This window comes from Escherichia sp. KTE31, assembly GCF_000407925.1.
In the GTDB taxonomy this organism is placed as follows: domain Bacteria; phylum Pseudomonadota; class Gammaproteobacteria; order Enterobacterales; family Enterobacteriaceae; genus Escherichia; species Escherichia ruysiae.
On the sequence record NZ_KE136726.1, the window covers coordinates 1071637 to 1097936 of the forward strand.

24 protein-coding genes are annotated in these 26300 nt (G+C 49.3%); 12 read left to right on the plus strand and 12 right to left on the minus strand.

Annotated elements, in window-relative coordinates; translation table 11 throughout:
• From WES_RS00740 to trmL, 5 genes are all read left to right on the plus strand, one after another.
• A partial coding sequence (locus WES_RS00740; RefSeq protein ID WP_016235267.1) for a YadA family autotransporter adhesin occupies positions 1 to 2583 on the plus strand: 2583 nt, incomplete at its 5' end.
• Positions 2584 to 3010: 427 nt separating this feature from the next.
• On the plus strand, positions 3011 to 4666 hold the full coding sequence (gene lldP, locus WES_RS00735) for an L-lactate permease (RefSeq protein ID WP_016159960.1): 1656 nt from the start codon (positions 3011 to 3013) through the stop codon (positions 4664 to 4666).
• On the plus strand, positions 4666 to 5442 hold the full coding sequence (gene lldR / locus WES_RS00730) for a transcriptional regulator LldR (RefSeq protein ID WP_010349909.1): 777 nt from the start codon (positions 4666 to 4668) through the stop codon (positions 5440 to 5442). Before lldP ends, lldR begins: the two co-directional genes overlap by 1 nt.
• Complete coding sequence (gene lldD, locus WES_RS00725) at positions 5439 to 6629, plus strand: quinone-dependent L-lactate dehydrogenase (RefSeq protein WP_016159959.1); 1191 nt, start codon at positions 5439 to 5441, stop codon at positions 6627 to 6629. Before lldR ends, lldD begins: the two co-directional genes overlap by 4 nt.
• A gap of 47 nt (positions 6630 to 6676) precedes the next feature.
• Positions 6677 to 7150, plus strand: coding sequence for a tRNA (uridine(34)/cytosine(34)/5-carboxymethylaminomethyluridine(34)-2'-O)-methyltransferase TrmL (gene trmL / locus WES_RS00720; RefSeq protein ID WP_000932356.1), 474 nt, complete (start codon positions 6677 to 6679; stop codon positions 7148 to 7150).
• A 55-nt stretch (positions 7151 to 7205) separates the two neighbouring features.
• Here the strand turns inward: trmL and cysE are convergent, their stop codons facing one another.
• The 5 genes from cysE to WES_RS00695 all read right to left on the minus strand — a co-directional run bounded on the left by cysE (position 7206) and on the right by WES_RS00695 (position 10478).
• Positions 7206 to 8027: a serine O-acetyltransferase gene (gene cysE / locus WES_RS00715; protein ID WP_001277564.1), complete on the minus strand. Its 822-nt coding sequence runs from the start codon at positions 8025 to 8027 to the stop codon at positions 7206 to 7208.
• A 79-nt stretch (positions 8028 to 8106) separates the two neighbouring features.
• Positions 8107 to 9126: an NAD(P)H-dependent glycerol-3-phosphate dehydrogenase gene (gene gpsA, locus WES_RS00710; protein WP_001076199.1), complete on the minus strand. Its 1020-nt coding sequence runs from the start codon at positions 9124 to 9126 to the stop codon at positions 8107 to 8109.
• On the minus strand, positions 9126 to 9593 hold the full coding sequence (gene secB / locus WES_RS00705) for a protein-export chaperone SecB (RefSeq protein ID WP_000003377.1): 468 nt from the start codon (positions 9591 to 9593) through the stop codon (positions 9126 to 9128). The genes gpsA and secB overlap by 1 nt, the downstream gene beginning before the upstream one ends.
• Positions 9594 to 9655: 62 nt before the next feature.
• Complete coding sequence (gene grxC, locus WES_RS00700; protein WP_000024392.1) at positions 9656 to 9907, minus strand: glutaredoxin 3; 252 nt, start codon at positions 9905 to 9907, stop codon at positions 9656 to 9658.
• A 139-nt stretch (positions 9908 to 10046) separates the two neighbouring features.
• Positions 10047 to 10478 (minus strand): rhodanese-like domain-containing protein, encoded by a 432-nt coding sequence (locus WES_RS00695; RefSeq protein ID WP_001156181.1) that lies wholly within the window; start codon positions 10476 to 10478, stop codon positions 10047 to 10049.
• Positions 10479 to 10720: 242 nt separating this feature from the next.
• Between WES_RS00695 and gpmM the strand changes: the two genes are divergently transcribed.
• From gpmM to WES_RS00680, 3 genes are read left to right on the plus strand one after another with little or no spacing between them, the layout of a single operon-like run.
• Positions 10721 to 12265: a 2,3-bisphosphoglycerate-independent phosphoglycerate mutase gene (gene gpmM, locus WES_RS00690; RefSeq protein ID WP_010349900.1), complete on the plus strand. Its 1545-nt coding sequence runs from the start codon at positions 10721 to 10723 to the stop codon at positions 12263 to 12265.
• A 33-nt stretch (positions 12266 to 12298) separates the two neighbouring features.
• Positions 12299 to 13558 (plus strand): murein hydrolase activator EnvC, encoded by a 1260-nt coding sequence (gene envC / locus WES_RS00685; RefSeq protein ID WP_016159958.1) that lies wholly within the window; start codon positions 12299 to 12301, stop codon positions 13556 to 13558.
• Positions 13559 to 13561: 3 nt separating this feature from the next.
• Positions 13562 to 14521, plus strand: coding sequence for a divergent polysaccharide deacetylase family protein (locus WES_RS00680; RefSeq protein ID WP_000483845.1), 960 nt, complete (start codon positions 13562 to 13564; stop codon positions 14519 to 14521).
• Here the strand turns inward: WES_RS00680 and waaH are convergent.
• The 3 genes from waaH to kbl form a co-directional block, all read right to left on the minus strand.
• A complete protein-coding gene (gene waaH, locus WES_RS00675) occupies positions 14508 to 15542 on the minus strand; it encodes a UDP-glucuronate:LPS(HepIII) glycosyltransferase (protein ID WP_000982120.1) in 1035 nt (344 codons plus the stop codon). The two genes, WES_RS00680 and waaH, sit on opposite strands and share 14 nt — an antisense overlap.
• A gap of 238 nt (positions 15543 to 15780) precedes the next feature.
• On the minus strand, positions 15781 to 16806 hold the full coding sequence (tdh, locus tag WES_RS00670) for an L-threonine 3-dehydrogenase (RefSeq protein ID WP_000645984.1): 1026 nt from the start codon (positions 16804 to 16806) through the stop codon (positions 15781 to 15783).
• A 13-nt stretch (positions 16807 to 16819) separates the two neighbouring features.
• On the minus strand, positions 16820 to 18016 hold the full coding sequence (kbl, locus tag WES_RS00665) for a glycine C-acetyltransferase (protein WP_016159957.1): 1197 nt from the start codon (positions 18014 to 18016) through the stop codon (positions 16820 to 16822).
• Positions 18017 to 18229: 213 nt separating this feature from the next.
• On the opposite strand from kbl, the gene rfaD reads away from it, so the two are divergent.
• The 4 genes from rfaD to rfaL are packed head-to-tail and all read left to right on the plus strand — an operon-like array spanning position 18230 to position 22427.
• The gene (gene rfaD, locus WES_RS00660) at positions 18230 to 19162 is read left to right on the plus strand and encodes an ADP-glyceromanno-heptose 6-epimerase (protein WP_000587764.1); all 933 of its coding nucleotides are present in this window, start codon (positions 18230 to 18232) and stop codon (positions 19160 to 19162) included.
• Between the two features lie 2 nt (positions 19163 to 19164).
• Positions 19165 to 20211 carry an ADP-heptose--LPS heptosyltransferase RfaF gene (gene rfaF, locus WES_RS00655; RefSeq protein ID WP_000699257.1) on the plus strand — a complete coding sequence of 349 codons (1047 nt, stop codon included), beginning with the start codon at positions 19165 to 19167 and terminating at the stop codon, positions 20209 to 20211.
• Between the two features lie 3 nt (positions 20212 to 20214).
• Positions 20215 to 21171, plus strand: coding sequence for a lipopolysaccharide heptosyltransferase RfaC (gene rfaC / locus WES_RS00650; RefSeq protein ID WP_016159956.1), 957 nt, complete (start codon positions 20215 to 20217; stop codon positions 21169 to 21171).
• 38 nt (positions 21172 to 21209) lie between these two features.
• Complete coding sequence (rfaL, locus tag WES_RS00645; RefSeq protein ID WP_016159955.1) at positions 21210 to 22427, plus strand: O-antigen ligase RfaL; 1218 nt, start codon at positions 21210 to 21212, stop codon at positions 22425 to 22427.
• Positions 22428 to 22481: 54 nt separating this feature from the next.
• Here the strand turns inward: rfaL and WES_RS00640 are convergent, their stop codons facing one another.
• From WES_RS00640 to rfaJ, 4 genes are all read right to left on the minus strand, one after another.
• Positions 22482 to 23624 carry a lipopolysaccharide N-acetylglucosaminyltransferase gene (locus tag WES_RS00640; protein WP_016159954.1) on the minus strand — a complete coding sequence of 381 codons (1143 nt, stop codon included), beginning with the start codon at positions 23622 to 23624 and terminating at the stop codon, positions 22482 to 22484.
• Positions 23625 to 23680: 56 nt separating this feature from the next.
• Positions 23681 to 24484 (minus strand): 3-deoxy-D-manno-oct-2-ulosonate III transferase WaaZ, encoded by an 804-nt coding sequence (gene waaZ, locus WES_RS00635; protein WP_016159953.1) that lies wholly within the window; start codon positions 24482 to 24484, stop codon positions 23681 to 23683.
• A 73-nt stretch (positions 24485 to 24557) separates the two neighbouring features.
• Complete coding sequence (gene rfaY / locus WES_RS00630; RefSeq protein WP_000615157.1) at positions 24558 to 25256, minus strand: lipopolysaccharide core heptose(II) kinase RfaY; 699 nt, start codon at positions 25254 to 25256, stop codon at positions 24558 to 24560.
• A 17-nt stretch (positions 25257 to 25273) separates the two neighbouring features.
• A complete protein-coding gene (gene rfaJ, locus WES_RS00625; protein ID WP_016159952.1) occupies positions 25274 to 26290 on the minus strand; it encodes a lipopolysaccharide 1,2-glucosyltransferase RfaJ in 1017 nt (338 codons plus the stop codon).
• Positions 26291 to 26300 lie beyond the last annotated feature (10 nt).

Genomic DNA, 26300 nt, shown 5'->3' on the forward strand with positions numbered 1-26300 from the left:
AACGTTAAAGACGGTGATTTGACTGTTGACAGTAAAGATGCCGTTAACGGCTCTCAGTTGAAAACCACTAACGACAACGTGGCAACCAACACCACTAACATCGCTGCTAACACCACCAACATCAACAACCTGACCGATACAGTGAACAACCTCGGTGAAGATGCGCTGAAATGGGATGACACCACAGGCGCATTTACTGCCGCACACGGCACCGAAGCCACCAACAAAATCACTAATGTCACCGCTGGAACAATATCGTCTACCAGTACTGACGCCGTTAACGGTGGGCAACTGTTTAGCCTAAGTGATTCACTGGCAGACTATTTTGGCGGTAACGCCTCAGTTGATGAAAACGGTGTATTTACTGGCCCGTCGTACACTATCGGTAACACCAGCTACGATAACGTAGGTGATGCCCTGTCGGCGATTAACACATCATTTAGCACTTCACTGGGCGACGCTCTGCTGTGGGATGAAACTGCAAGTGCATTCAGCGCCGGTCACGGTGGCAATGCCAGCAAAATTACCAATGTCGCAAGCGGTGTCGTTTCTGAAACCAGTACCGATGCCATCAATGGTGGACAACTCTACGGTGTGAGCAACTCTGTTGTTGATGCTCTGGGCGGTGGTGCCGCAGTAAATGCTGACGGTAGCATCAGTGCGCCGACGTACTCCATTGCCAACACCGATTACAATAACGTCGGTGATGCTCTGGACGCGATCGACTCAACCCTGGATGATGCACTGCTCTGGGACGCAACCGCCGGTGAAGATGGTGCGTTCAGCGCCAGCCGCGACGGCAAAGCCAGCGTAATCACTAATGTTGCTAATGGTGATATTTCTGAAACCAGTACTGATGCAATTAATGGTTCACAGTTGTTCGCCACCAACACGTTGATCAATCAGCAAAATGAGATCATCAACCAGATTGCCGGTAATACCAGCATAGACTACATCGAAGAGAACGGTGCGGGTCTGAACTATGCGCGTACTAATGACACCGGCTTAACCTTTATTGATGCGAGCGCATCAGGTACTGGCGCTACAGCGGTGGGCTATAACGCTGTCGCTTCCGGCGAAAGCAGTGTCGCAATTGGTCAGAATAGCAGCAGCAGCGTTGATACTGGTATCGCGCTGGGTAGCGAATCCGTCTCCAGTCGTGTGATTGTTAAAGGTTCTCGTAACACCAGCGTAACCGAAGAAGGCGTTGTGATTGGTTACGACACCACAGACGGCGAACTGCTTGGCGCATTGTCGATTGGCGATGATGGTAAATATCGTCAAATCATCAACGTTGCTGATGGTACTGAATCCCATGACGCCGTGACTGTACGCCAATTGCAAAACGCCATTGGTGCGGTCGCCACTACGCCGACCAAGTACTACCATGCCAACTCAACGGAAGAAGATTCACTGGCGGTAGGTACTGACTCGCTGGCGATGGGCGCGAAAACTATCGTTAATGCTGACGCGGGTATTGGTATCGGCCTGAACACTCTGGTTCTGCCAGATGCCATCAACGGTATTGCTATCGGTTCTAACGCACGCGCCAACCATGCAAACAGTATTGCAATGGGTAATGGTTCTCAGACCACTCGCGGCGCACAGACTGGCTACACCGCCTACAACATGGACGCACCGCAGAACTCTGTGGGTGAGTTCTCTGTTGGCAGTGACGATGGTCAACGTCAGATCACCAATGTCGCAGCGGGTTCAGCGGATACCGATGCGGTTAACGTGGGTCAGTTGAAAGTGACAGACGCGCAGGTTTCCCAGAACACCCAGAGCATAACTAACCTGAACAATCAGGTAACTAATCTCGATTCTCGTGTGACTACCCTTGAGAATGGCGTTGCCGATATCGTAACTACCGGTAGCACCAAGTACTTCAAGACCAACACCGATGGCGTAGATGCTAACGCGCAGGGTAAAGATAGTGTCGCGATTGGCTCTGGCTCTATTGCTGCCGCTGATAACAGCGTCGCGCTGGGCACTGGCTCTGTGGCAAACGAAGAAAATACGATCTCCGTAGGTTCTTCCACTAACCAACGCCGTATCACCAACGTTGCCGCTGGTAAAAATGCTACCGACGCGGTTAACGTTGCGCAGTTGAAGTCTTCTGAAGCAGGCGGTGTGCGCTATAACACCAACGCTGACGGCTCTGTAGACTACAGCAACATCACTCTCGGTGGTGGCAAGGGCGGTACAACTCGCATCAGCAACGTTTCCGCTGGCGTGGAAAACAACGACGCGGTGAACTACGCGCAGTTGAAGCAAAGCGTGCAGGAAACGAAGCAATACACCGATCAGCGCATGGTTGAGATGGATAACAAACTGTCTAAAACCGAAAGCAAGTTGAGCGGTGGTATCGCTTCTGCAATGGCGATGACCGGTCTGCCGCAGGCTTACACGCCGGGTGCCAGCATGGCCTCCATTGGTGGCGGTACTTACAACGGTGAATCGGCAGTTGCTTTAGGTGTGTCGATGGTGAGCGCCAACGGTCGTTGGGTCTACAAATTACAAGGTAGTACCAATAGCCAGGGTGAATACTCCGCCGCACTCGGTGCCGGTATTCAGTGGTAATGACTCATTAAGTTAGTGTGACGAAGGGCAAACGCCAAATTGCCTGATGCGCTACGCTTATCAGGCCTACAGGGTGATTCTGCACATTCCTATAGGCCGAGTAAGGTGTTCACGCCGCATCCGGCAAGATAAGGCGCTCCGGGTCAACAATCTAAGGGCAATTCTCTGATGAGGATTGCCCTTTTCTTTACCAGACATCTCCCTCCACCAGGAATTGGCCCTACCAATTCTTCGCTTATCTGACCTCTGGTTCACAGTTCCCCAATTAAAACTCACATCAATGTTGCCAATGCATAACATTTAGTTAACCATTCATTGTCATTATCCCTACACAACAAAATTGGCAGTGCCACTTTTACACAACGTGTGACAAGCAGATGAGCAACAGACTCATCACACAATGTGCGTGGCCTCCAGGAGACCTGCAATGAATCTCTGGCAACAAAACTACGATCCTGCCGGGAACATCTGGCTTTCCAGCCTGATAGCATCGCTTCCCATCCTGTTTTTTTTCTTTGCGCTTATTAAGCTCAAACTAAAAGGCTATGTCGCCGCCACATGGACAGTCGTTATCGCTCTGACCGTCGCGCTATTGTTCTACAAAATGCCGGTCGCCAATGCGCTGGCCTCAGTGGTTTATGGCTTCTTCTACGGTTTGTGGCCCATCGCGTGGATCATTATTGCAGCGGTGTTCGTCTATAAGATCTCGGTGAAAACCGGACAGTTTGACATCATCCGCTCGTCTATTCTTTCAATAACCCCTGACCAGCGCCTGCAAATGCTGATCGTCGGTTTCTGTTTCGGCGCATTTCTCGAAGGTGCCGCAGGCTTTGGCGCACCAGTGGCAATTACCGCCGCATTGCTGGTCGGGCTGGGCTTTAAACCGCTGTACGCCGCCGGGCTGTGCCTGATTGTTAACACCGCGCCGGTGGCATTTGGCGCGATGGGCATTCCGATTCTGGTTGCCGGACAGGTGACAGGCATCGACAGCTTTGAGATTGGCCAGATGGTGGGTCGTCAGCTACCGTTTATGACCATTATCGTCCTGTTCTGGATCATGGCGATTATGGATGGCTGGCGCGGTATCAAAGAGACGTGGCCTGCGGTCGTGGTTGCGGGTGGCTCGTTTGCCATCGCACAGTACCTTAGCTCTAACTTTATTGGGCCAGAACTGCCGGACATTATCTCTTCGCTGGTATCGCTGCTCTGCCTGACACTGTTCCTGAAACGTTGGCAGCCGGTGCGCGTTTTCCGCTTCGGCGATCTGGGTGCATCGCAAGTTGATATGACGCTGGCTCATACCGGTTATACGGCGGGTCAGGTGTTGCGTGCCTGGACACCGTTCCTGTTCCTGACCGCCACCGTAACGCTGTGGAGTATTCCACCGTTTAAAGCCCTGTTCGCTTCGGGTGGCGCGCTGTATGAGTGGGTCATCAACATTCCGGTGCCGTATCTCGACAAACTGGTTGCCCGTATGCCGCCGGTGGTCAGCGAAGCCACTGCCTACGCCGCCGTATTTAAGTTTGACTGGTTCTCTGCCACCGGAACCGCCATTCTGTTTGCTGCGCTGCTCTCTATCGTCTGGCTGAAGATGAAACCCTCTGACGCCATCAGCACCTTCGGCAGCACACTGAAAGAACTGGCGCTACCCATCTACTCCATCGGCATGGTGCTGGCTTTCGCCTTTATCTCAAACTATTCCGGGCTGTCGTCAACGCTGGCGCTGGCACTGGCGCACACCGGTCATGCATTCACCTTCTTCTCGCCGTTCCTCGGCTGGCTGGGGGTATTCCTGACCGGGTCGGATACGTCATCTAACGCCCTGTTTGCCGCGCTGCAAGCCACCGCAGCACAACAAATTGGCGTCTCTGATCTGTTGCTGGTTGCTGCCAACACCACCGGCGGAGTCACCGGCAAGATGATCTCTCCGCAGTCCATCGCCATTGCCTGTGCGGCGGTAGGACTCGTGGGCAAAGAGTCAGATCTGTTCCGCTTTACTGTCAAACACAGCCTGATATTCACCTGTATGGTGGGCGTGATTACCACGCTTCAGGCCTACGTCTTAACGTGGATGATTCCGTAATGATGGTTATACCCAGACGCCTGTCAGACGAGGTTGCTTCCCGTGTGCGGGCGCTGATTGATGAACAAAATCTGGAACCGGGCATGAAGTTGCCCGCTGAACGCCAACTGGCGATGCAGCTCGGCGTGTCGCGTAATTCGCTGCGCGAGGCGCTGGCGAAACTGGTCAGTGAAGGTGTGCTTCTTAGTCGTCGCGGTGGCGGGACGTTTATTCGCTGGCGTCATGACGCGTGGTCGGAGCAAAACATCGTCCAGCCGCTGAAAACGCTGATGGCTGATGATCCGGATTACAGCTTCGATATTCTGGAAGCCCGCTACGCCATTGAGGCCAGCACCGCCTGGCACGCAGCAATGCGCGCCACACAAGCCGATAAAGAAAAGATACAGCTATGCTTTGAAGCGACGCTGAGTGAAGACCCGGATCTCGCCTCGCAAGCGGACGTTCGTTTTCATCTGGCAATTGCCGAAGCCTCACATAACATCGTGCTGCTGCAAACCATGCGCGGTTTCTTTGATGTCCTGCAATCTTCAGTGATGCAAAGTCGTCAGCGGATGTATCTGGTGCCGCCCGTTTTTTCGCAACTGACTGAACAGCATCAGGCAGTCATTAACGCCATTTTTGCCGGTGATGCCGACGGTGCGCGTAAAGCAATGATGGCGCACCTCAGCTTTGTCCACACCACCATGAAACGATTCGATGAAGATCAGGCTCGCCGTGCACGCATTACCCGCCTGCCCGGTGAGCATAATGAGCATTCGAGGGAGAAAAACGCATGATTATTTCCGCAGCCAGCGATTATCGCGCCGCAGCGCAACGCATTCTGCCGCCGTTCCTGTTCCACTATATGGATGGTGGTGCATATTCTGAATACACGCTGCGCCGCAACGTGGAGGATTTGTCAGAAGTGGCGCTGCGCCAACGCATTCTGAAAAACATGTCCGACTTAAGCCTGGAAACGACGCTGTTTAATGAAAAGCTGTCGATGCCGGTGGCGCTGGCTCCGGTGGGTTTGTGCGGCATGTATGCACGTCGCGGTGAAGTTCAGGCTGCCAAAGCGGCTGATGCTCACGGCATTCCGTTTACTCTCTCAACGGTTTCAGTTTGCCCGATTGAAGAAGTCGCTCCAGCTATCAAACGTCCGATGTGGTTCCAGCTTTATGTGCTGCGCGATCGCGGCTTTATGCGTAACGCGCTGGAACGGGCAAAAGCAGCGGGTTGCTCGACACTGGTTTTCACCGTGGATATGCCGACGCCGGGCGCACGTTATCGTGACGCACACTCTGGTATGAGCGGCCCGAATGCCGCAATGCGCCGCTACTTGCAGGCGGTGACGCATCCGCAATGGGCGTGGGATGTCGGCCTGAACGGTCGTCCGCATGATTTAGGTAATATTTCGGCTTACCTCGGCAAACCGACCGGACTGGAAGATTACATCGGCTGGCTGGGAAATAACTTCGATCCGTCCATCTCATGGAAAGACCTTGAGTGGATCCGCGATTTCTGGGATGGTCCGATGGTGATCAAAGGGATCCTCGACCCGGAAGATGCGCGTGATGCAGTGCGTTTTGGCGCTGACGGGATTGTGGTTTCTAACCACGGCGGCCGCCAGTTAGATGGCGTACTCTCTTCTGCCCGTGCGCTGCCTGCTATTGCGGATGCGGTGAAAGGCGATATCGCCATTCTGGCAGATAGCGGCATTCGTAACGGGCTTGATGTTGTGCGTATGATCGCGCTCGGTGCCGATACCGTACTGCTGGGTCGTGCTTTCCTGTATGCGCTGGCAACAGCGGGCCAGGCGGGCGTGGCGAACTTGCTGAACCTGATCGAGAAAGAGATGAAAGTGGCAATGACACTGACTGGCGCGAAATCGATCGGTGAAATTACGCAAGATTCGCTGGTGCAGGGGTTGGGCAAAGAGTTGCCGACGGCGCTGGCTCCGATGGCGAAAGGGAATGCAGCTTAAGGGTTAGATGAATATCTGCTATCCTGCCCCCGCACTAAGGGGGCAGTATGCTAAACATCGTACTTTACGAACCAGAAATTCCGCCAAACACTGGCAACATCATCCGTCTTTGCGCCAATACCGGCTTTCGTCTGCATATCATCGAACCGATGGGATTTGCCTGGGACGATAAGCGCCTGCGCCGCGCGGGGCTGGACTATCACGAGTTTACCGCCGTTACGCGTCATCATGACTATAGCGCGTTCCTCGAAGCAGAAAATCCCCAGCGTCTGTTTGCCCTCACCACGAAAGGTACGCCCACCCATAGCGCCGTAAGCTATCAGGATGGTGACTATCTGATGTTCGGTCCGGAAACACGCGGTCTGCCAGCGAGCATTCTTGATGCCCTGCCCGCTGAACAAAAAATTCGGATTCCGATGGTGCCGGACAGCCGCAGCATGAACCTGTCCAATGCGGTGTCGGTCGTGGTGTATGAAGCCTGGCGGCAGTTGGGGTATCCGGGAGCTGTATTAAGAGATTAGTTTCGCCAGGCCGGATAAGATGCGTTAGCATCGCATCCGGCACGATCGCAGGACGTCAGATCCCATCCCCATACTCAAACGTATGGTGAATGCCGTTGAAATGCTGATCCATATCCATTGATGGCTTATCGCTGTCTGGTTTACCGACAATGCGTGCCGGAACGCCAGCAGCGGTGGTATGCGGCGGCACTGGTTGCAGCACTACAGAACCCGCGCCAATCTTCGCACCGCGCCCGACTTCAATATTGCCAAGGATTTTCGCGCCCGCGCCAATCATCACGCCTTCACGAATTTTTGGGTGACGGTCGCCGCTGGTTTTGCCCGTACCGCCAAGAGTGACGGATTGCAGAATCGACACGTCGTTTTCAATCACCGCTGTTTCACCAACGACGATGCCTGTCGCGTGGTCGAGCATGATACCGCGACCAATTTTTGCCGCTGGGTGAATATCGACCTGAAAAGTCACAGACACCTGATTTTGCAGAAAAATAGCCAGTGCGCGACGCCCCTGATTCCACAGCCAGTGACCGATGCGATACGCCTGCAAGGCATGAAAACCTTTCAGGTATAACAAGGGGGTTGAGTATTTATCGACTGCCGGGTCGCGGGTGCGCACCGCCTGAATATCGCAGGCCGCAGAAGCGATCATTTCAGGGTCGGCGGCGTAGGCTTCTTCAACGACTTCACGAATAGCAATAGCAGGCATAATCGGCGATGACAGCTTGTTCGCCAGCATGTAGCTCAATGCACTGCCAAGGTTTTCATGCTTGAGTAGCGTTGCGTGGTAAAAACTGGCCAGCATTGGCTCACAGTCCGCCAGCGTTCTGGCTTCCGCTTTAATATTGTTCCAGACAATTTCCAGTTCTTCACACGACATTGCTTACTCCACACGATGAGATAATGACCGGCTCGTTCTGCGCGAGCCGGGTCATAGCGGTAACAAAGGTTCCCTGGGTTTAGTGGCTGCTTCGCTCGTCCTTGCGTGCACGACCTAATAAAGTCAATGCTGCCTCGCGCGCGTTTTTTCCGCAATATAATACTTGATAAATTTCCTCGGTTATTGGCATTTCAACGCCGAAGCGATGTGCCAGTTCGCGGACTTCTTTCGTATTGCGGTAGCCTTCAACCACCTGACCAATCTTCTCCTGCGCGCTTTGTACATCCATGCCCTGACCGAGCATCATGCCAAAACGGCGGTTACGCGACTGGTTGTCGGTACAGGTAAGCACCAGATCGCCCAAACCTGCCATGCCCATAAAGGTGGCAGGATCGGCGCCCAGCGCCGTGCCCAGACGCGACATTTCAGCCAGACCACGGGTGATCAGCGCCGTTCGCGCATTCGCCCCGAAGCCGATACCGTCGGACATGCCCGCGCCAATGGCAATGACGTTTTTCACCGCGCCGCCAAGCTGGACACCAATGAAATCCGGGTTGCTGTAAACACGGAAACTTTTGCCACAGTGCAACAGTTGCTGGAGGTCATCAGCAAAGGTTTGATCGGTGGAAGCCAGCGAAATGGCCGTCGGTAAACCTGCCGCCAGTTCTTTCGCAAAAGTTGGGCCAGAGATAACCGCCAGTGGAATTTGATCGCCTAACGCCTCGCGCGCTACGTCCTGTAACAGACGTCCGGTTTCCGCTTCCAGTCCTTTTGTCGCCCACACCAGGCGCGCATCAGGGCGCATCAGCGGTTTAATCTGGCGCAGCACTTCACCAAAGACATGGCTGGGTACGACGACGAGAATATTACGGCTGGCTGCCAGTGCGGTGGCGAGATCGCTTTCAAGGTGAAGCGTATCGGGAAAAGGCACATCGGGGAGAAACGCGGCGTTACAGCGGTCACGTTCAAGCGTCGCGATATGTTCAGGGTCATGGCCCCAGAGGACAACCTCGTGGCCATTTCTTGCCAGGGTAATGGCAAGAGCGGTGCCGTACGAGCCGGCACCGATCACAGTCATTGAAGCATTACGTTGGTTCATCAGGCATCCTGATGTTCTTCAGTACCTTCGCCAGCCTGCTGCTGTAAATAGTTCATGAACAGCGCATCGAAGTTAACCGGCGCAAGGTTCAGTTGCGGGAACGTACCGCGAGATACCATGCTGGTGATGCACTCACGAGCATACGGGAACAGAATGTTCGGGCAGTATGCGCCCAGGCAATGTGCCATCTGGGTGCCTTCGATACCCGCGATGGAGAAAATACCGCCCTGCTGAACTTCGCACAGGAACGCGGTTTCTTCACCCAGAGATGCCGTTACGGTAACACGCAGTACCACTTCGTAAACGTCATCTGCCAGTTGAGAAGATGCCGTATCCAGATCAAGTTTAACTTCTGGCTGCCAATCTTTCTGGAAAACGTGCGGCGCGTTCGGCGCTTCGAAAGAAATATCCTTGGTATAAATACGCTGGATCTGGAAGGTCATTTCGGTGTTGTTTTGTTCTGACATGTGTAGAAAACCCTTAAGTGTTGTCCTTAAATACTGCGCAGTGTAATGCCAACGTTAATACGTTATTTCAGCAGGGGATCCAGTCCACCACGTGCATCCAATGCATACAAGTCGTCACAGCCGCCAATGTGCTGTGCGTCAATAAAAATCTGCGGAACCGTGGTGCGACCACTGCGTTTGATCATCTCTTCACGCTTAGCGGCGTTGCCATCAATCGGTAGCTCCTGGAAACTCACGCCCTTGCTGCTCAGCAGTGCTTTCGCACGATGGCAATACGGGCAGGTTTCTTTGGTATAGATTTCAACATTGGCCATAACTTAGCTCCTGTTTTTTTACCTGTAGTTTTATGTTGCAGGGTAGCGACAAATAGTGTGTCCCCAGAAGCTTATATCAATAAGTCGCTGGGGGTCTAATTACAGCTAACTGCCTGCGGCATGAAAGACGACAGGTAAATTATTTGCCGCGCACCAGAGGCAAGTTTTCACCAGCCCAGCCAGCGACGCCTTCTTTCAGCACGAATACTTGCGCAAACCCTGCTTTCGTCAGCGCGTTTGCAGGCTCCTGGCACTGCATACCAGAACCGTCTACCACGATAACCGGTTTGTCTTTGTGCTTCTCAAGTTCACCAACATTGTTGGCTTTGATTTCGCTCGGCAACAGATTGATAGAACCTGCGATATGGCCTTTACGGAAGTCATCACGCTGACGTAAATCCACAACCACTGCGTCTTCTTTGTTGATCAGACGCGTAGCTTCACCACGAGTAATTACCTTCACTTTCGAGGTCAGGCTCTTAAACGTAGTAACAAGAACCGCCACCAGTAACGCGATCCAGGCGATACTCAGTATGGGATGACGGCCAACAAATTGCATAATTTCTTGCATGGGGGGTAATAACTCCCGACGTAGTGATTAAAAACCAGGGAAGGAGTATACCTGCGCGTTGCGGCAAATACAGCCAGCGCGTGCACTGGAATGCAATTTTGCGGCACGCTACGAAAAAAAATCGCAAATCTGGCATCAGCTTGCCGCGAGCGGTCGTATATTTTGATCTTCAGAGGCTATTTTATCGATTCAGCTGTAGTAAAATTACGCAAATTTTGACTCTTGAGTATGAGGTTGTCGCAATGTCGGTTTCTAAAAAACCTATGGTACTGGTGATTCTGGATGGCTATGGCTATCGCGAAGAACAGCAGGATAACGCCATTTTTAGTGCTAAAACCCCGGTAATGGATGCACTGTGGGCCAATCGTCCGCATACCCTGATCGACGCTTCCGGTCTGGAAGTCGGTCTGCCTGACCGTCAGATGGGTAACTCCGAAGTAGGTCACGTTAACCTGGGTGCCGGCCGCATCGTGTATCAGGACCTGACTCGTCTGGATGTTGAAATCAAAGATCGCGCTTTCTTCGCCAACCCGACGCTGACTGGCGCGGTAGATAAAGCGAAGAACGCGGGCAAAGCGGTACACATCATGGGTCTGCTCTCCGCAGGCGGTGTACACAGCCACGAAGATCACATCATGGCAATGGTAGAGCTGGCAGCTGAACGTGGTGCAGAGAAAATCTACCTGCACGCATTCCTTGACGGTCGTGACACCCCGCCGCGCAGTGCTGAATCCTCGCTGAAAAAATTCGAAGAGAAATTTGCCGCGCTGGGTAAAGGCCGCGTAGCGTCCATTATTGGTCGTTACTACGCGATGGATCGCGATAACCGTTGGGATCGCGTTGAAAAAGCTTATGACCTGCTGACTCTGGCGCAGGGTGAGTTCCAGGCTGATACCGCCGTTGCTGGTTTGCAGGCCGCTTATGCTCGCGACGAAAACGACGAGTTCGTGAAAGCGACCGTTATTCGTGCTGAAGGCCAGCCAGATGCAGCGATGGAAGACGGCGATGCGCTGATTTTCATGAACTTCCGCGCTGACCGCGCGCGTGAAATCACTCGTGCATTTGTAAACGCTGATTTCGACGGCTTCGCGCGTAAGAAAGTGGTTAACATCGATTTCGTGATGCTGACCGAATACGCCGCCGACATCAAAACCGCCGTTGCTTACCCACCAGCCTCTCTGGTTAACACCTTCGGCGAGTGGATGGCGAAAAACGACAAAACTCAGCTGCGTATTTCCGAAACCGAAAAATATGCCCACGTCACTTTCTTCTTTAACGGTGGCGTAGAAGAGTCGTTCAAAGGCGAAGATCGCATTCTGATCAACTCGCCGAAAGTGGCTACCTACGATTTGCAGCCGGAAATGAGCTCCGCTGAACTGACCGAGAAGCTGGTTGCGGCAATTAAGAGCGGCAAATACGACACCATCATCTGTAACTATCCGAACGGCGACATGGTAGGTCACACCGGGGTGATGGAAGCTGCGGTTAAAGCGGTTGAAGCACTGGATCACTGCGTGGAAGAAGTGACCAAAGCTGTTGAGTCCGTGGGTGGACAACTGCTGATCACCGCTGACCACGGTAACGCTGAACAGATGCGCGATCCGGCTACTGGTCAGGCTCACACGGCGCATACCAACCTGCCTGTTCCGCTGATTTACGTTGGCGATAAGAACGTGAAAGCAGTTGAAGGTGGCAAACTTTCTGACATCGCGCCGACCATGCTCTCTTTAATGGGTATGGAAATCCCGCAAGAGATGACTGGTAAGCCGCTGTTCATCGTGGAATAATCCCTCCCCATGAGGGGAAAGGCGATTAATACCATGACACGGGCCACGAAACCGCGCAGGTTTGCAGTCAGGCCCATCATTTACGCCAGCGTTCTTTGCGCTGGCGTATTGTTGTGCACTTTTTCTGCCCACGCGGATGACCGTGACCAACTCAAGTCTATTCAGGCTGATATCGCTGCCAAAGAGCGTGCGGTACGCCAACAACAGCAACAACGCTCAAGCCTGCTGGCACAATTGAAAAAGCAGGAAGAGGCGATCTCCGAAGCCACTCGTAAGCTGCGCGAAACGCAAAATACGCTCAATCAACTGAATAAACAGATTGATGAGATGAACGCCTCGATTGCCAAACTGGAACAGCAAAAAGCGGCTCAGGAACGCAGTCTCGCTGCGCAACTGGACGCCGCATTTCGCCAGGGTGAGCATACGGGTATACAGCTCATTCTCAGCGGTGAAGAAAGCCAGCGCGGTCAGCGTTTACAGGCTTATTTCGGCTATCTCAACCAGGCGCGACAAGAAACCATCGCCGAACTGAAGCAAACACGCGCAGAAGTCGCCATGCAGCGCGCCGAGCTGGAAGAGAAACAGAGCGAGCAACAAACGCTGTTATACGAACAACGCGCTCAGCAGGCGAAGCTGACCCAGGCGCTGAACGAGCGTAAGAAGACGCTGGCAGGGCTGGAGTCTTCCATTCAACAAGGTCAGCAGCAGCTAAGTGAACTGCGCGCCAACGAATCTCGTCTGCGCAATAGCATTGCTCGTGCAGAAGCGGCAGCGAAAGCACGTGCTGAACGAGAAGCGCGTGAGGCTCAGGCTGTTCGCGACAGGCAAAAAGAAGCGACGCGCAAAGGCACCACCTACAAACCGACTGAAAGCGAAAAATCACTGATGTCCCGAACCGGTGGTCTGGGTGCGCCGCGTGGTCAGGCATTCTGGCCGGTTCGCGGGCCGACGCTGCACCGCTATGGCGAACAGCTACAGGGTGAGCTGCGCTGGAAAGGGATGGTGATTGGTGCCTCTGAAGGTACTGAAGTTAAAGCGATTGCCGACGGTCGGGTGATTCTGGCTGACTGGCTGCAAGGCTACGGCCTGGTGGTGGTGGTTGAGCACGGTAAAGGCGATATGAGCCTTTATGGCTATAATCAGAGCGCACTGGTGAGCGTTGGTTCGCAGGTTCGCGCGGGTCAGCCAATTGCACTGGTGGGCAGCAGTGGCGGTCAGGGTCGGCCTTCACTCTATTTCGAAATTCGCCGCCAGGGTCAGGCGGTCAATCCACAGCCGTGGTTGGGAAGATAAGTTTTGTTTCCATTTCGTCGTAACGTTCTTGCATTTGCCGCTCTGTTGGCTCTCTCCTCCCCTGTACTTGCTGGCAAACTTGCCATCGTCATTGATGATTTTGGTTATCGCCCGCACAACGAAAACCAGGTGCTGGCGATGCCCTCCGCTATCTCTGTCGCCGTGTTACCCGACTCGCCACACGCCAGAGAGATGGCGACTAAAGCGCATAACAGCGGTCACGAAGTATTGATTCATCTACCGATGGCACCGCTGAGTAAGCAGCCGCTGGAGAAAAATACGCTGCGCCCGGAGATGAGCAGCGACGAGATTGAGCGCATTATTCGCAGCGCGGTCAATAACGTGCCCTATGCCGTGGGGATCAACAACCACATGGGCAGCAAGATGACCTCTAACCTTTTTGGTATGCAGAAAGTGATGCAGGCGCTGGAGCGTTACAATCTTTACTTCCTCGACAGTGTGACTATCGGTAATACCCAGGCGATGCGCGCCGCACAAGGTACTGGCGTAAAAGTCATCAAACGGAAAGTGTTTCTCGATGATTCCCAGAACGAAGCGGACATCCGTATGCAGTTCAATCGCGCAATTGACCTGGCGCGTCGCAACGGTTCAACCATCGCCATTGGTCATCCTCACCCTTCAACAGTTCGCGTATTGCAACAGATGGTTTATAACCTGCCGCCAGACATTACGCTGGTGAAAGCCAGCAGCTTGCTGAATGAACCGCAGGTCGATACGTCTACACCGCCGAAGAACACTGTGCCCGATGCACCGCGTAATCCGTTCCGTGGCGTGAAGCTGTGCAAACCGAAGAAACCGATAGAACCTGTTTATGCTAATCGCTTCTTTGAAGTATTAAGCGAAAGCATCAGCCAGAGCACGCTGATCGTTTACTTCCAGCATCAGTGGCAGGGCTGGGGCAAACAGCCCGAAGCGGCGAAGTTTAACGCTAGCGCAAATTAAAGGCGCTGCGCGTAATGCGATGGTGCGACCGTGTTTTGTCGCGCCATTGCCATAAGCGGAAAGACCACAGTAATGCCTGATAACCTACCTTTACGCTGCGGACATTAGTAATCAGACGTTTATACATGCCGGAAGTAAATATCTCGGCAATCATCCGCTGGCGGGTAATAATATCCGGCTCTTTGCGCACTGCATGGCAAACGCGCAATGCTTCGTAAGTTATTTGCTGATGAAATTCCGGATAAATCGTAATTTTGTCGGCATAATTTCTATTTAATTTCTCCAGCAGGCGGGTAATTTTAATATAGTGCCGTTGATAATTAAGATTTTTATTCCCTTGTCGATTCAACCGACTCACTGACGTATTATGCAGATAATATTTATATAACGATTGTTCGGTATATCGCGCACGCAGCGCGTTAAACATAAATTCTGTTGTCCATACAATATCCTGATGATGTAATCCAACAATAAATTTAATGTTATTTTTTACAATAACGTCGCGGCGATAAATACCCATCCAGACAACGTGAGTCCAGCGGCGAGAAGAAAGTCCCATCCGCAGCCAGTCCGGGCCGGTTAATACGCCGGTTGAGCGAAGGCGATCGATGGGGATAGATTGCCAGGTTTCTCCCGTTTCACGAAAACACCAGTCAGCATTGCACTGCGCCACATCGAGATCGTCCTCTAACGCCATTGTCATCAGCGTTTCGTACATGGTGGGATAGACTTCATCATCAGCATCGACAAAAGCAACATATTTGCCCGTCGCTGCCTCGATCCCGCGATTACGCGCCACCGATGCGCCAGCATTCGCCTGATGCAACAAACGAACGTGCGGATAGTTTTCTGCGTAATACTTTGCTATTTCAACAGAATTATCCGTTGAACCATCGTTAATAATAATGATTTCCAGAGCAGTCCAGGTTTGCGCGATTAAAGATTCCATACAAGTGCGGAAATCACCGCCCGCATTATATAACGGAATAATAACACTAAGTTTATTGGTGCTGTTCATCATAAATTACCGACGACCTCTGAAGTTACCCTAACGTTGTACAGGCTTTGTATTGAGAAACTATTAAGCCTGTGAGATATTATTTTTACAGGTGAGAGAGTCACTTCAGAGTAGAGAGATAATGAGAGCAGCTATATAAGAGATCAGCGCAATTACGATATCTTTATTACACTGACAGGATTTTACATATTTAACGGATTATCCTCAGGCAAAAGGGCTGGAATACCAGCCCTTATTCGTGTTAATCCCAGCTCAGGATAACTTTCCCGGACTGGCCCGAACGCATGGCGTCAAAGCCCTTCTGGAAATCATCGATGGAGAAACGATGGGTAATGATTGGTGAGAGATCCAGACCAGACTGAATCAACGCCGCCATCTTGTACCAGGTTTCGAACATCTCACGACCGTAAATGCCTTTAATGAACAAGCCTTTAAAGATCACTTTTGTCCAGTCGATCGACATGTCAGAAGGTGGAATACCCAGCATCGCAATACGGCCACCGTGGTTCATTGTGTCGAGCATAGTACGAAACGCTGGCGGCGCACCGGACATTTCCAGACCGACATCAAAGCCTTCGGTCATGCCTAGCTCCGCCATCACGTCATTGAGATTTTCTTTCGCGACGTTAACCGCGCGCGTGATACCCATTTTGCGCGCCAGTTCGAGACGATATTCATTAACGTCGGTGATAACCACATTACGCGCGCCGACATGTTTCGCCACCGCCGCCGCCATAATACCAATCGGGCCTGCACCGGAGACCAGCACATCCTCACCCACCAGATCGAACGACAGCGCGGTATGCACGGCGTTACCGAAGGGATCAAAAATGGAAGCCAGGTCGTCGGAGATATTGTCGGGAATTTTGAAGGCGTTGAAGGCTGGGATCACCAGATACTCGGCGAAACATCCCGGACGGTTAACGCCAACGCCCACCGTATTACGGCACAGATGGGTACGACCGCCGCGACAGTTGCGACAGTGACCACAAGTGATATGACCTTCGCCAGACACGCGATCGCCAATCTGGAAGCCTTTCACTTCCTGACCAATACCTACCACTTCACCGACATATTCATGGCCTACGACCATCGGCACCGGGATGGTTTTTTGCGACCACTCATCCCAGTTATAGATGTGAACGTCAGTCCCGCAGATGGCTGTTTTACGGATTTTAATCAGCAGATCGTTATGCCCGAGTTCCGGTTCAGGAACGTCGGTCATCCAGATGCCCTCTTCCGCTTTCAGTTTGGATAACGCTTTCATCTCACATCCTCACTCAGGCGATTACGCCCAGTTGTTTACCAATACGCGTGAACGCTTCTACCGCACGCGTAATTTGCTCAGGGGTATGCGCCGCAGACATCTGGGTTCGAATACGCGCCTGACCTTTCGGTACGACCGGATAGAAGAAACCGGTGACGTAAATGCCCTCTTTTTGCAGCTCGCGGGCAAATTTTTGCGCCACTACCGCATCGCCAAGCATGACCGGAATAATGGCGTGATCGGCTCCCGCCAGGGTAAAGCCCGCCGCCGACATTTGCTCACGGAACTGACGCGCGTTAGCCCACAGGCGGTCACGCAGTTCGCTGCCCGCTTCGACCATCTCCAGCACTTTAATGGAAGCGGCGACAATGGCTGGTGCCAGTGAGTTGGAGAACAGGTACGGACGAGAACGCTGGCGCAGCCACTCAACCACTTCTTTGCGCGCCGCAGTGTAACCGCCGGAAGCACCACCTAAGGCTTTACCCAGCGTGCCGGTGATAATATCGACACGACCCATCACATCGCAGTATTCATGGGAACCACGACCGTTTTCACCGACAAAACCAACCGCGTGGGAGTCATCCACCATCACCAGCGCATCGTAAATATCTGCCAAATCGCAAACGCCTTTCAGGTTGGCAATCACGCCGTCCATCGAGAACACGCCGTCGGTGGCGATCAGAACATGACGCGCCCCGGCTTCACGCGCCTCTTTCAGGCACGCTTCCAGCTCCTGCATATTGTTGTTGGCGTAGCGATAGCGTTTGGCTTTGCACAGACGCACACCATCAATAATAGACGCGTGGTTCAGTGCGTCGGAGATAATGGCGTCTTCCGCGCCCAGCAGCGTTTCAAACAGGCCGCCGTTGGCATCAAAACAGGAAGAGTAGAGAATCGCATCTTCCATACCCAGGAATGCCGCCAGTTTCTGCTCAAGCTCTTTATGGCTATCCTGAGTGCCGCAGATAAAACGTACTGAAGCCATGCCGAAACCATGAGAATCCATTCCCGCTTTTGCTGCCGCAATCAGCTCTGGGTGGTTCGCCAACCCAAGATAGTTATTGGCACAAAAGTTGATGACGTGGCTTCCATCAGCCACAGTGATGTCTGCTTGCTGCGCAGACGTGATAATGCGCTCTTCTTTAAACAACCCTTCCGCCCGTGCGGTTTCCAGGTCGTTGGTTAACTGCTGATAAAATTCTCCACGCATTGCGATTCTCCAGACAGGGCAAATTCCAGCACATATTACCCAAACTTATAGGTCGCGACGAGATGACGCGTTAACACTTCTGTAAAATTTAGAATAAATAACGCCCATCACTCTCACTTTCGGCGAATGGCTGAAGCCAACGTCGTGTAGTGATATGATAGAAGTATTCGTGTCTGAGATTGTCTCTGACTCCATAATTCGAAGGTTACAGTTATGATCATCGTTACCGGCGGCGCGGGCTTTATCGGCAGCAACATCGTTAAGGCCCTGAATGATAAAGGCATCACCGATATTCTGGTGGTGGACAACCTGAAAGACGGCACCAAGTTTGTGAACCTGGTGGATCTGAATATCGCGGACTATATGGATAAGGAAGACTTCCTGATCCAGATTATGGCTGGCGAAGAGTTCGGCGATGTCGAAGCGATTTTCCACGAAGGCGCGTGCTCATCCACCACCGAGTGGGATGGCAAGTATATGATGGATAACAACTATCAATACTCCAAAGAGCTGCTGCACTACTGTCTGGAGCGCGAAATTCCGTTCCTGTATGCATCTTCCGCAGCGACCTATGGCGGACGCACCTCCGACTTTATTGAATCCCGTGAATACGAAAAACCACTAAACGTCTACGGTTACTCAAAATTCCTGTTTGATGAATATGTTCGTCAAATTCTGCCAGAAGCGAACTCGCAGATTGTTGGCTTCCGTTATTTCAACGTTTATGGGCCGCGTGAAGGTCATAAAGGCAGCATGGCGAGCGTCGCTTTCCATCTCAACACCCAGCTTAACAACGGTGAATCACCGAAACTGTTCGAAGGTAGCGAGAACTTTAAACGCGACTTCGTCTACGTGGGCGACGTGGCAGATGTGAATCTGTGGTTCCTGGAAAATGGCGTTTCCGGCATCTTCAACCTCGGTACTGGTCGTGCAGAATCCTTCCAGGCCGTAGCAGATGCTACGCTTGCTTATCACAAGAAAGGTCAGATCGAATACATTCCGTTCCCGGATAAACTGAAAGGCCGCTATCAGGCGTTTACTCAGGCGGATCTGACTAATCTGCGCGCGGCGGGTTACGACAAACCGTTCAAAACCGTTGCTGAAGGTGTAACGGAATATATGGCCTGGCTGAATCGCGACGCGTAACTATGAAGATTTTGGTGATAGGCCCGTCTTGGGTTGGCGACATGATGATGTCGCAAAGTCTCTATCGCACGCTCCAGGCGCGCTATCCCCAGGCAATAATCGACGTGATGGCACCGGCGTGGTGCCGTCCGTTATTGTCGCGGATGCCGGAAGTTAACGAAGCTATCCCTATGCCCCTCGGTCACGGGGCGCTGGAGATCAGCGAACGCCGCAAGCTGGGACATAGCCTGCGCGAAAAACGTTACGACCGCGCCTACGTCTTACCCAACTCCTTTAAATCCGCATTAGTGCCTTTCTTCGCGGGCATTCCACATCGCACCGGCTGGCGCGGTGAAATGCGCTACGGTTTACTCAACGATGTGCGTGTGCTTGATAAAGAAGACTGGCCGCTAATGGTGGAACGCTATGTCGCGCTGGCCTATGACAAAGGCGTAATGCGTACCGCACAAGATCTACCAAAACCGTTGTTATGGCCGCAATTGCAGGTGAGCGAAGGTGAAAAATCGTATACCTGTAACCAATTTTCCCTCTCATCAGAACGTCCGATGATTGGCTTTTGCCCGGGCGCGGAGTTTGGCCCCGCAAAACGCTGGCCGCACTACCACTACGCAGAGCTGGCAAAGCAGCTAATTGATGAAGGTTATCAGGTGGTTCTGTTTGGTTCGGCGAAAGATCATGAAGCGGGCAATGAGATACTCGCTGCACTGAATACCGAGCAGCAGGCATGGTGTCGTAATCTGGCGGGAGAAACACAGCTTGATCAAGCCGTTATTCTGATTGCGGCCTGTAAAGCCATAGTCACCAACGATTCCGGTCTGATGCACGTCGCAGCAGCACTGAATCGTCCGCTGGTCGCACTGTATGGGCCAAGCAGCCCGGACTTTACGCCGCCGCTTTCTCATAAAGCGCGAGTAATTCGTCTGATTACTGGCTACCACAAAGTGCGTAAAGGCGATGCCGCAGAAGGGTATCACCAGAGTCTGATCGACATTACGCCACAGCGCGTGCTGGAAGAACTCAACGCACTGTTGTTACAAGAGGAAGCCTGACGGATGCGGGTTCTTATCGTCAAAACATCGTCGATGGGCGATGTCCTCCATACGCTGCCCGCGCTAACCGATGCACAGCAGGCAATCCCTGGAATAAAGTTTGATTGGGTGGTGGAAGAAGGCTTTGCACAGATCCCTTCCTGGCACGCCGCCGTTGAACGGGTTATTCCGGTAGCGATACGTCGCTGGCGTAAAGCGTGGTTTTCTGCCCCTATTAAAGCGGAGCGGAAAGCGTTTCGTGAAACGCTACAGGCAGAAAACTATGACGCGATTATTGATGCGCAAGGGCTGGTAAAAAGTGCCGCGCTGGTGACACGTCTGGCGCATGGTATTAAGCATGGAATGGACTGGCAAACCGCTCGCGAACCACTGGCAAGCCTGTTTTACAATCGCAAGCATCATATTGCAAAGCAGCAGCACGCCGTAGAGCGCACCCGTGAGCTGTTCGCCAAAAGCCTGGGTTACAGCAAACCACAGACTCAGGGCGACTATGCCATTGCGCAGCATTTCCTGGCTAACCTGCCGACGGATGCTGGCGAATATGTCGTATTTCTTCATGCGACGACCCGTGATGATAAACACTGGCCGGAAGAACACTGGCGAGAATTAATTGGTTTACTGGCAGGTTCAGGGATTCGCATTAAACTTCCCTGGGGCGCGCCACATGAAGAAGCGCGGGCGAAAAGGCTGGCGGAAGGATTTGATTATGTCGACGTATTGCCGAAGATGAGTCTGGAAGGTGTTGCCAGCGTGCTGGCCGGGGCGAAATTCGTGGTTTCGGTGGATACGGGATTAAGCCATTTAACTGCGGCTCTGGATAAACAAAATATTACTGTATATGGACCGACCGATCCGGGATTAATTGGCGGATATGGGAAGAATCAGGTGGTTTGTAGGGCGCCGGATAAAGATCTCGCTCATCTGACTGCAGAAGCAGTATTAAAAAAAACCAAGTCCTGATTAACACATTATATATTATTTAAGATGGTGGATAAGCAATGTTAACAGCCTCGATGGCGCTGCGTAATAAAGAGAACTGGAAACCATACTGGAATAAAGCGTTGGTATTCCTCTTTATTGCAACCTTTTTCCTTGATGGCATTACCCGTTATAAGCATATTATATCAGTATTAATGATCATCACGGTAATCTATCAAGTTTCTCGTGCTCCAGGAACATTTAAAACACTCTATAAAAATAATCTTTTTTATAGTGTCATAGCACTGTCGCTCATTCTTTTATATGCCACATTCATATCACCTGACCTGAAAATAAGTTTTAAAGAATTCAGTAACACGGTACTTAAAGGATTTTTGGCATATAGTTTACTTATACCCGCATTATTAAAAGATGAAGATAATGAAAGCATCGGTAAAATTGTACTATACTCATTAGTTACCGGACTTGGGTTGCGCTGCCTTGTTGAAATTATTCTCTATATTCAAGATTATAATAAAGGGATAATGCCATTTACGACCTATGAGCACCGTAGTATTTCCGACTCAATGGTATTTTTGTTTCCTGCATTATTAAACCTTTGGTTTATCAAGAAAACATCTTATAAAATAGGTTTTATAATTTTTAGTGCAGTTTTCTTATTTCTGCTTTTAGGAACGCTCTCCCGTGGTGCGTGGCTGGCTGTATTCATTGTTACCCTGCTATGGTTAATCTTAAATCGCCAGTGGAAATTACTGATGATGACATCCATCGTCATTTCTGTTGCAGCGGCGTGTGTATTTGTCTATAAAGCTGATGATGCTGATAAAGATAGACTTATTTATAAACTTCAACAGACTGACAGTTCTTATCGCTATACCAATGGTACACAGGGTACGGCGTGGACATTAATTATGGAAAATCCGCTTAAGGGATATGGCTACGGCGATGATATTTACCATGCAATATATAATCAGCGTGTCGTAGATTTTCCGTCATGGACGTTCAGGCAATCCATTGGACCACACAACGTTGTTTTATCAATTTGGTTTGCAGCAGGTTTAGCTGGACTACTCGCTTTGCTTTATCTGTATGGCTCTATTATTAAAGAAACAGCTAATGCAACCTTTAAAAAAGTTGTGGTCACTCCTTATAATGGTCAATTACTACTATTTTTAACTCTTGTAGGCTTTTATATTATTCGAGGAAACTTCGAGGAAGTTGATCTTAAACCAATTGGCTTAATTGTTGGTTTACTGTTAGCAATGCGGAATAAATAAAAAAAAGCCTGCCTGACATTAATTTCAGGCAGGCTCTTAAAATCAAATAATTGTTTAACCAAACCAGTCTTGTATTTGTGCTTCAAAGCACTGAGTTACATGTTCCCAACTATATTTTGAGAAAACAAAATTCCGGGCATTTTCAGCAAGTTGCGCTCTGTTAGCATCAGCTAAAACTCGCTTAATATCCGCGAAAATACTTTCAGATGTCATAGGCTCTGCAAGGTGATAGCCTGTAATTCCTTCCAGAACAAACTCACTGATTCCACCTTTTTGACTGGCAAGTACAGGTTTACCTGCCGCCATCGCTTCAACAGCTACCATACAAAAAGCCTCTTCTACCTGAGAAGGCACAATAACTAAATCAGCTAAACGGTAATAATTATGCATCTGCTCTGGTGACTGTCCACCCGCCATAATGCATTGCGCACCAATAGCTTTCGCTGCATCCAGAACTTTTTTCTGATATTCAGCTTTTTCACCTTTTTTACTGGCAAAAGGATCACCGACGATCACCAGTTTGAGGTTATCTTGTGTCTTATTCAGCTGATTAAAAGCCTCCATAAGCATCAGGCAACCTTTATCTGGCGATATCCTTCCTGCAAATAATAGCACAGTATCATTCGCATCAATGTTCAGCTTCTGCCTCAAATTTTCAGTATTATTTTGTCTATACGATTCAGAACAAAAACCATTAGGCACAATAGCAATAGTTGCATCAGGCATTTTTTCCGAATAAAAATCGAACAGAAACTGGCTAGGAACAATTATCTTTGCATTTTTGTCTAACTGACCAGGCTCGAAAGCATTATGAAGATGCATAACTAGCTGCGCTTGAGGACTTCTGTCACGAATCTGTTTATACAGCTTCATGCTATTGTGAATAACAATAACAGATTCTTTCAGATCAGCATTTTTAGGTTGAGTATTTAAAATACGCTGAGAATACGGCACAGGATCAAGTCGAGTCCACTTTTGAAAAAGTCGTTTATAGACTCGACTAAAACTAATGTAATGAATATCACAATTATCATTTACTTTTGTATAGGCCGGGTAACCATCATTTCGAATACAGGCGATAGTTGCTGGAATCGAAAGCCTTTTTGCTACCTGATAAATCCACGTTTCTACCGCTGCTGCTCCTTTTGGCGGTATAGAAAATATTGGCGTGACGGTAAATATTATTTTTTTAATCATTATTAAATAACCCCAATATTTTTATAAAATAACGTAAACAAATAAAAGATATTAGCTTATTTTATCAAACTACAAGACTCTTCAATTTCTGACGCTTTCATAAATGGAATAATATCATATTGAATCGCTGTATCATCAGACAAATTATAAATGTTAATATCTTCTACATTGTCACGCATAAAGCGGAAAAACGGTAAGATTTTGAATAAATCTCTACTCAACTCCGAAGGCATAGGATTCTTATCTTCGTCATAGAAACGCGAACAACTACCCGTTAAATCCAGGCCGGAACAAATGACCCGCGCATACTTCAGTGAATATGCGATTTGGATTGCAGCAAAAGCAATAGTATGGCATGAGCAATAACCAAGACTAATGTCCTTGCTAAACCCGACCAGCCGGCCTTTTTTAGATAACGGTACAGAGATCAGCAGTTCTTTATGAATCTGACTTAATATGTTGAATTTAATCTTCTTTATAAATCCACCTTTTTCTCTACGGTAAAATGACCGTAGTACGAGACAATTCTGGAGGATATAAAGTTTATCTTCTTCGGAGGCGTGTTCATAAACGTCAACGTTTACGATGGTATAACGACTTCTCTGGCTAAAATTATAAAAATCATCACGACGCTGATGTAAAAAACGAACATCTGTAAGTACATAAATAAAGGGAACAATATTATGACTTAACAGATATTGCGCAGAACCATTGACAGCAATAATATCCTTTGCCCGTAATATCGACAAAGGCGTCTTTTGCGATGTGGGACCAGATAGAAAAATAATAACATCATCAGATGTTTTATTTTCAATCAGGTTTTCAACATCCGTTTTGTCAATGTATCGAATATTCTTCATGATAAACCTGTGAAATAAATAACTCCGTATAAAAATGCCTAACGAAGACGCGTAATTGTGGGATATTTATGCTTTAGCGTGCTGGTTTTCCTTTCAAACGCCGCATAATATTGCGCATTTTTTTACGATAAACTAAAAGATAATAACCAAGATCCTTAATCTCATTTTTAATACCGTAATGACGCTCTAAATCAAGACGGTCTTTCGCTTTCCGCTGCGCTGAAGCACGTTTCCCGGAGAGATCAATAATTCGAACTTCACCATTTTTTATAATGAAGTTACCACGATGAGGATCACCAGAAACCATGCCATGTTGATGCAAGGCATTAATTGATTGCTGAATTTTATTTTTTAGCACATCATCAATATCGGGCATATCACACAACTCTATGCCATCAATATACTCGATAAGCATGATATATGTATGGACAAATCGTAAGGTTTTTCTCTCTGCTAATAAATAAAAATCGTTGAGAGTATGTAAGCCTTCATTTCGCACTTTTTGGGTTTGTTCAAAAAGGCGTTCGTAATAATCACCTTTTAATAGAGATTTAAAAAACCGCTCGTTGCGTTTAATTTTTGGAGAAAATACCTTAAGCACCAACTTACCGTAATCGGTGTCAATAAGCATGACTTTTGTATCATCAATAGAACGAAACACTTTGATGATCTTAATATTATAAGATAAAAAGTCATTTAATACATTGAGGTACTTTGAATTGTTGTCATCAGTAAAAACAACAAAATCTTTAATCTTATTTTTCTGAATCATGATAAGCCAATTAAAGGTTATTTACTGTAATATTTTCGGTAAAGATAACGGACCCCTGCTATAACACCGGTTACGTAATGATGCTGGACTAACAAATGCTTATATCTTTTCTTAAATTCGATAACTGATTTTGCATCTCTGGGAGAATCATTTTTCCATGGCGAATTATCTAACGCTATTTTAAAATATTTTACCGATGGATAAATTGCCCATTTATGCCACGGTTTAGTTGCTCCTGTATAATGGATGAGAAGCGTGTTCTCTGTAATCAACTTTTTATAGTTTTGATGTGTTTTATCTTTTAATTCGCTTTTAATGGTATAAATAGTATTGAATTCACGAGGCAAAAATATTGTCATCCCTTTCAATAAAACATTCATAACATCTTGATCAGGATATTTATAAACATTATCTTTACTCATAAGAATAGATAATGCTTTCTCTGTTAGTTTTGCATTAGCCCATTTCTTTAAGTCTAAATAAACTACTCCTGAATTAAAGTAGTGTCCCCGTAGTTCAGGATCAGACAACCTGGATACCGCTTTTTCCTGCATTGGCTCAACATCTTTAACAACAGCAGCCACCGCTCCGTTTAAATCCAGATGCAGTAGTTGGCTAATATCACCCTTACAAACAACATCCGCATCAAGATAAAGTAAACGATCAAGCGTCAGACCCAATAATTGAAACGCAAACAAACGAAAGTACATTGCTCTTGACCAGACCTGTGTACAAGGCAAGCACTGAAGCTTATCAGTATTAATTCTATAAAGCGTGATTCTTAATTGGTACTGCCTTGCAAGTTTTTCGACCTTTTGAAAAAAATCATCATTATAAACATCAGCAATAATATAAAAATCAAGATTAATATGTCGATTATTTAGGACAATTGATGTGATAGAAACACCTACACCATCAAGATAATTAGCATCGACACCATAGGCAACATTTAAACATTCAGAAGTATTTTTATTAGTTAGCCTAAAATCCCAGGCTTTAACTTTATCTATCTCTATGGCAGGAAATGAGTCCACAGGGCTACCC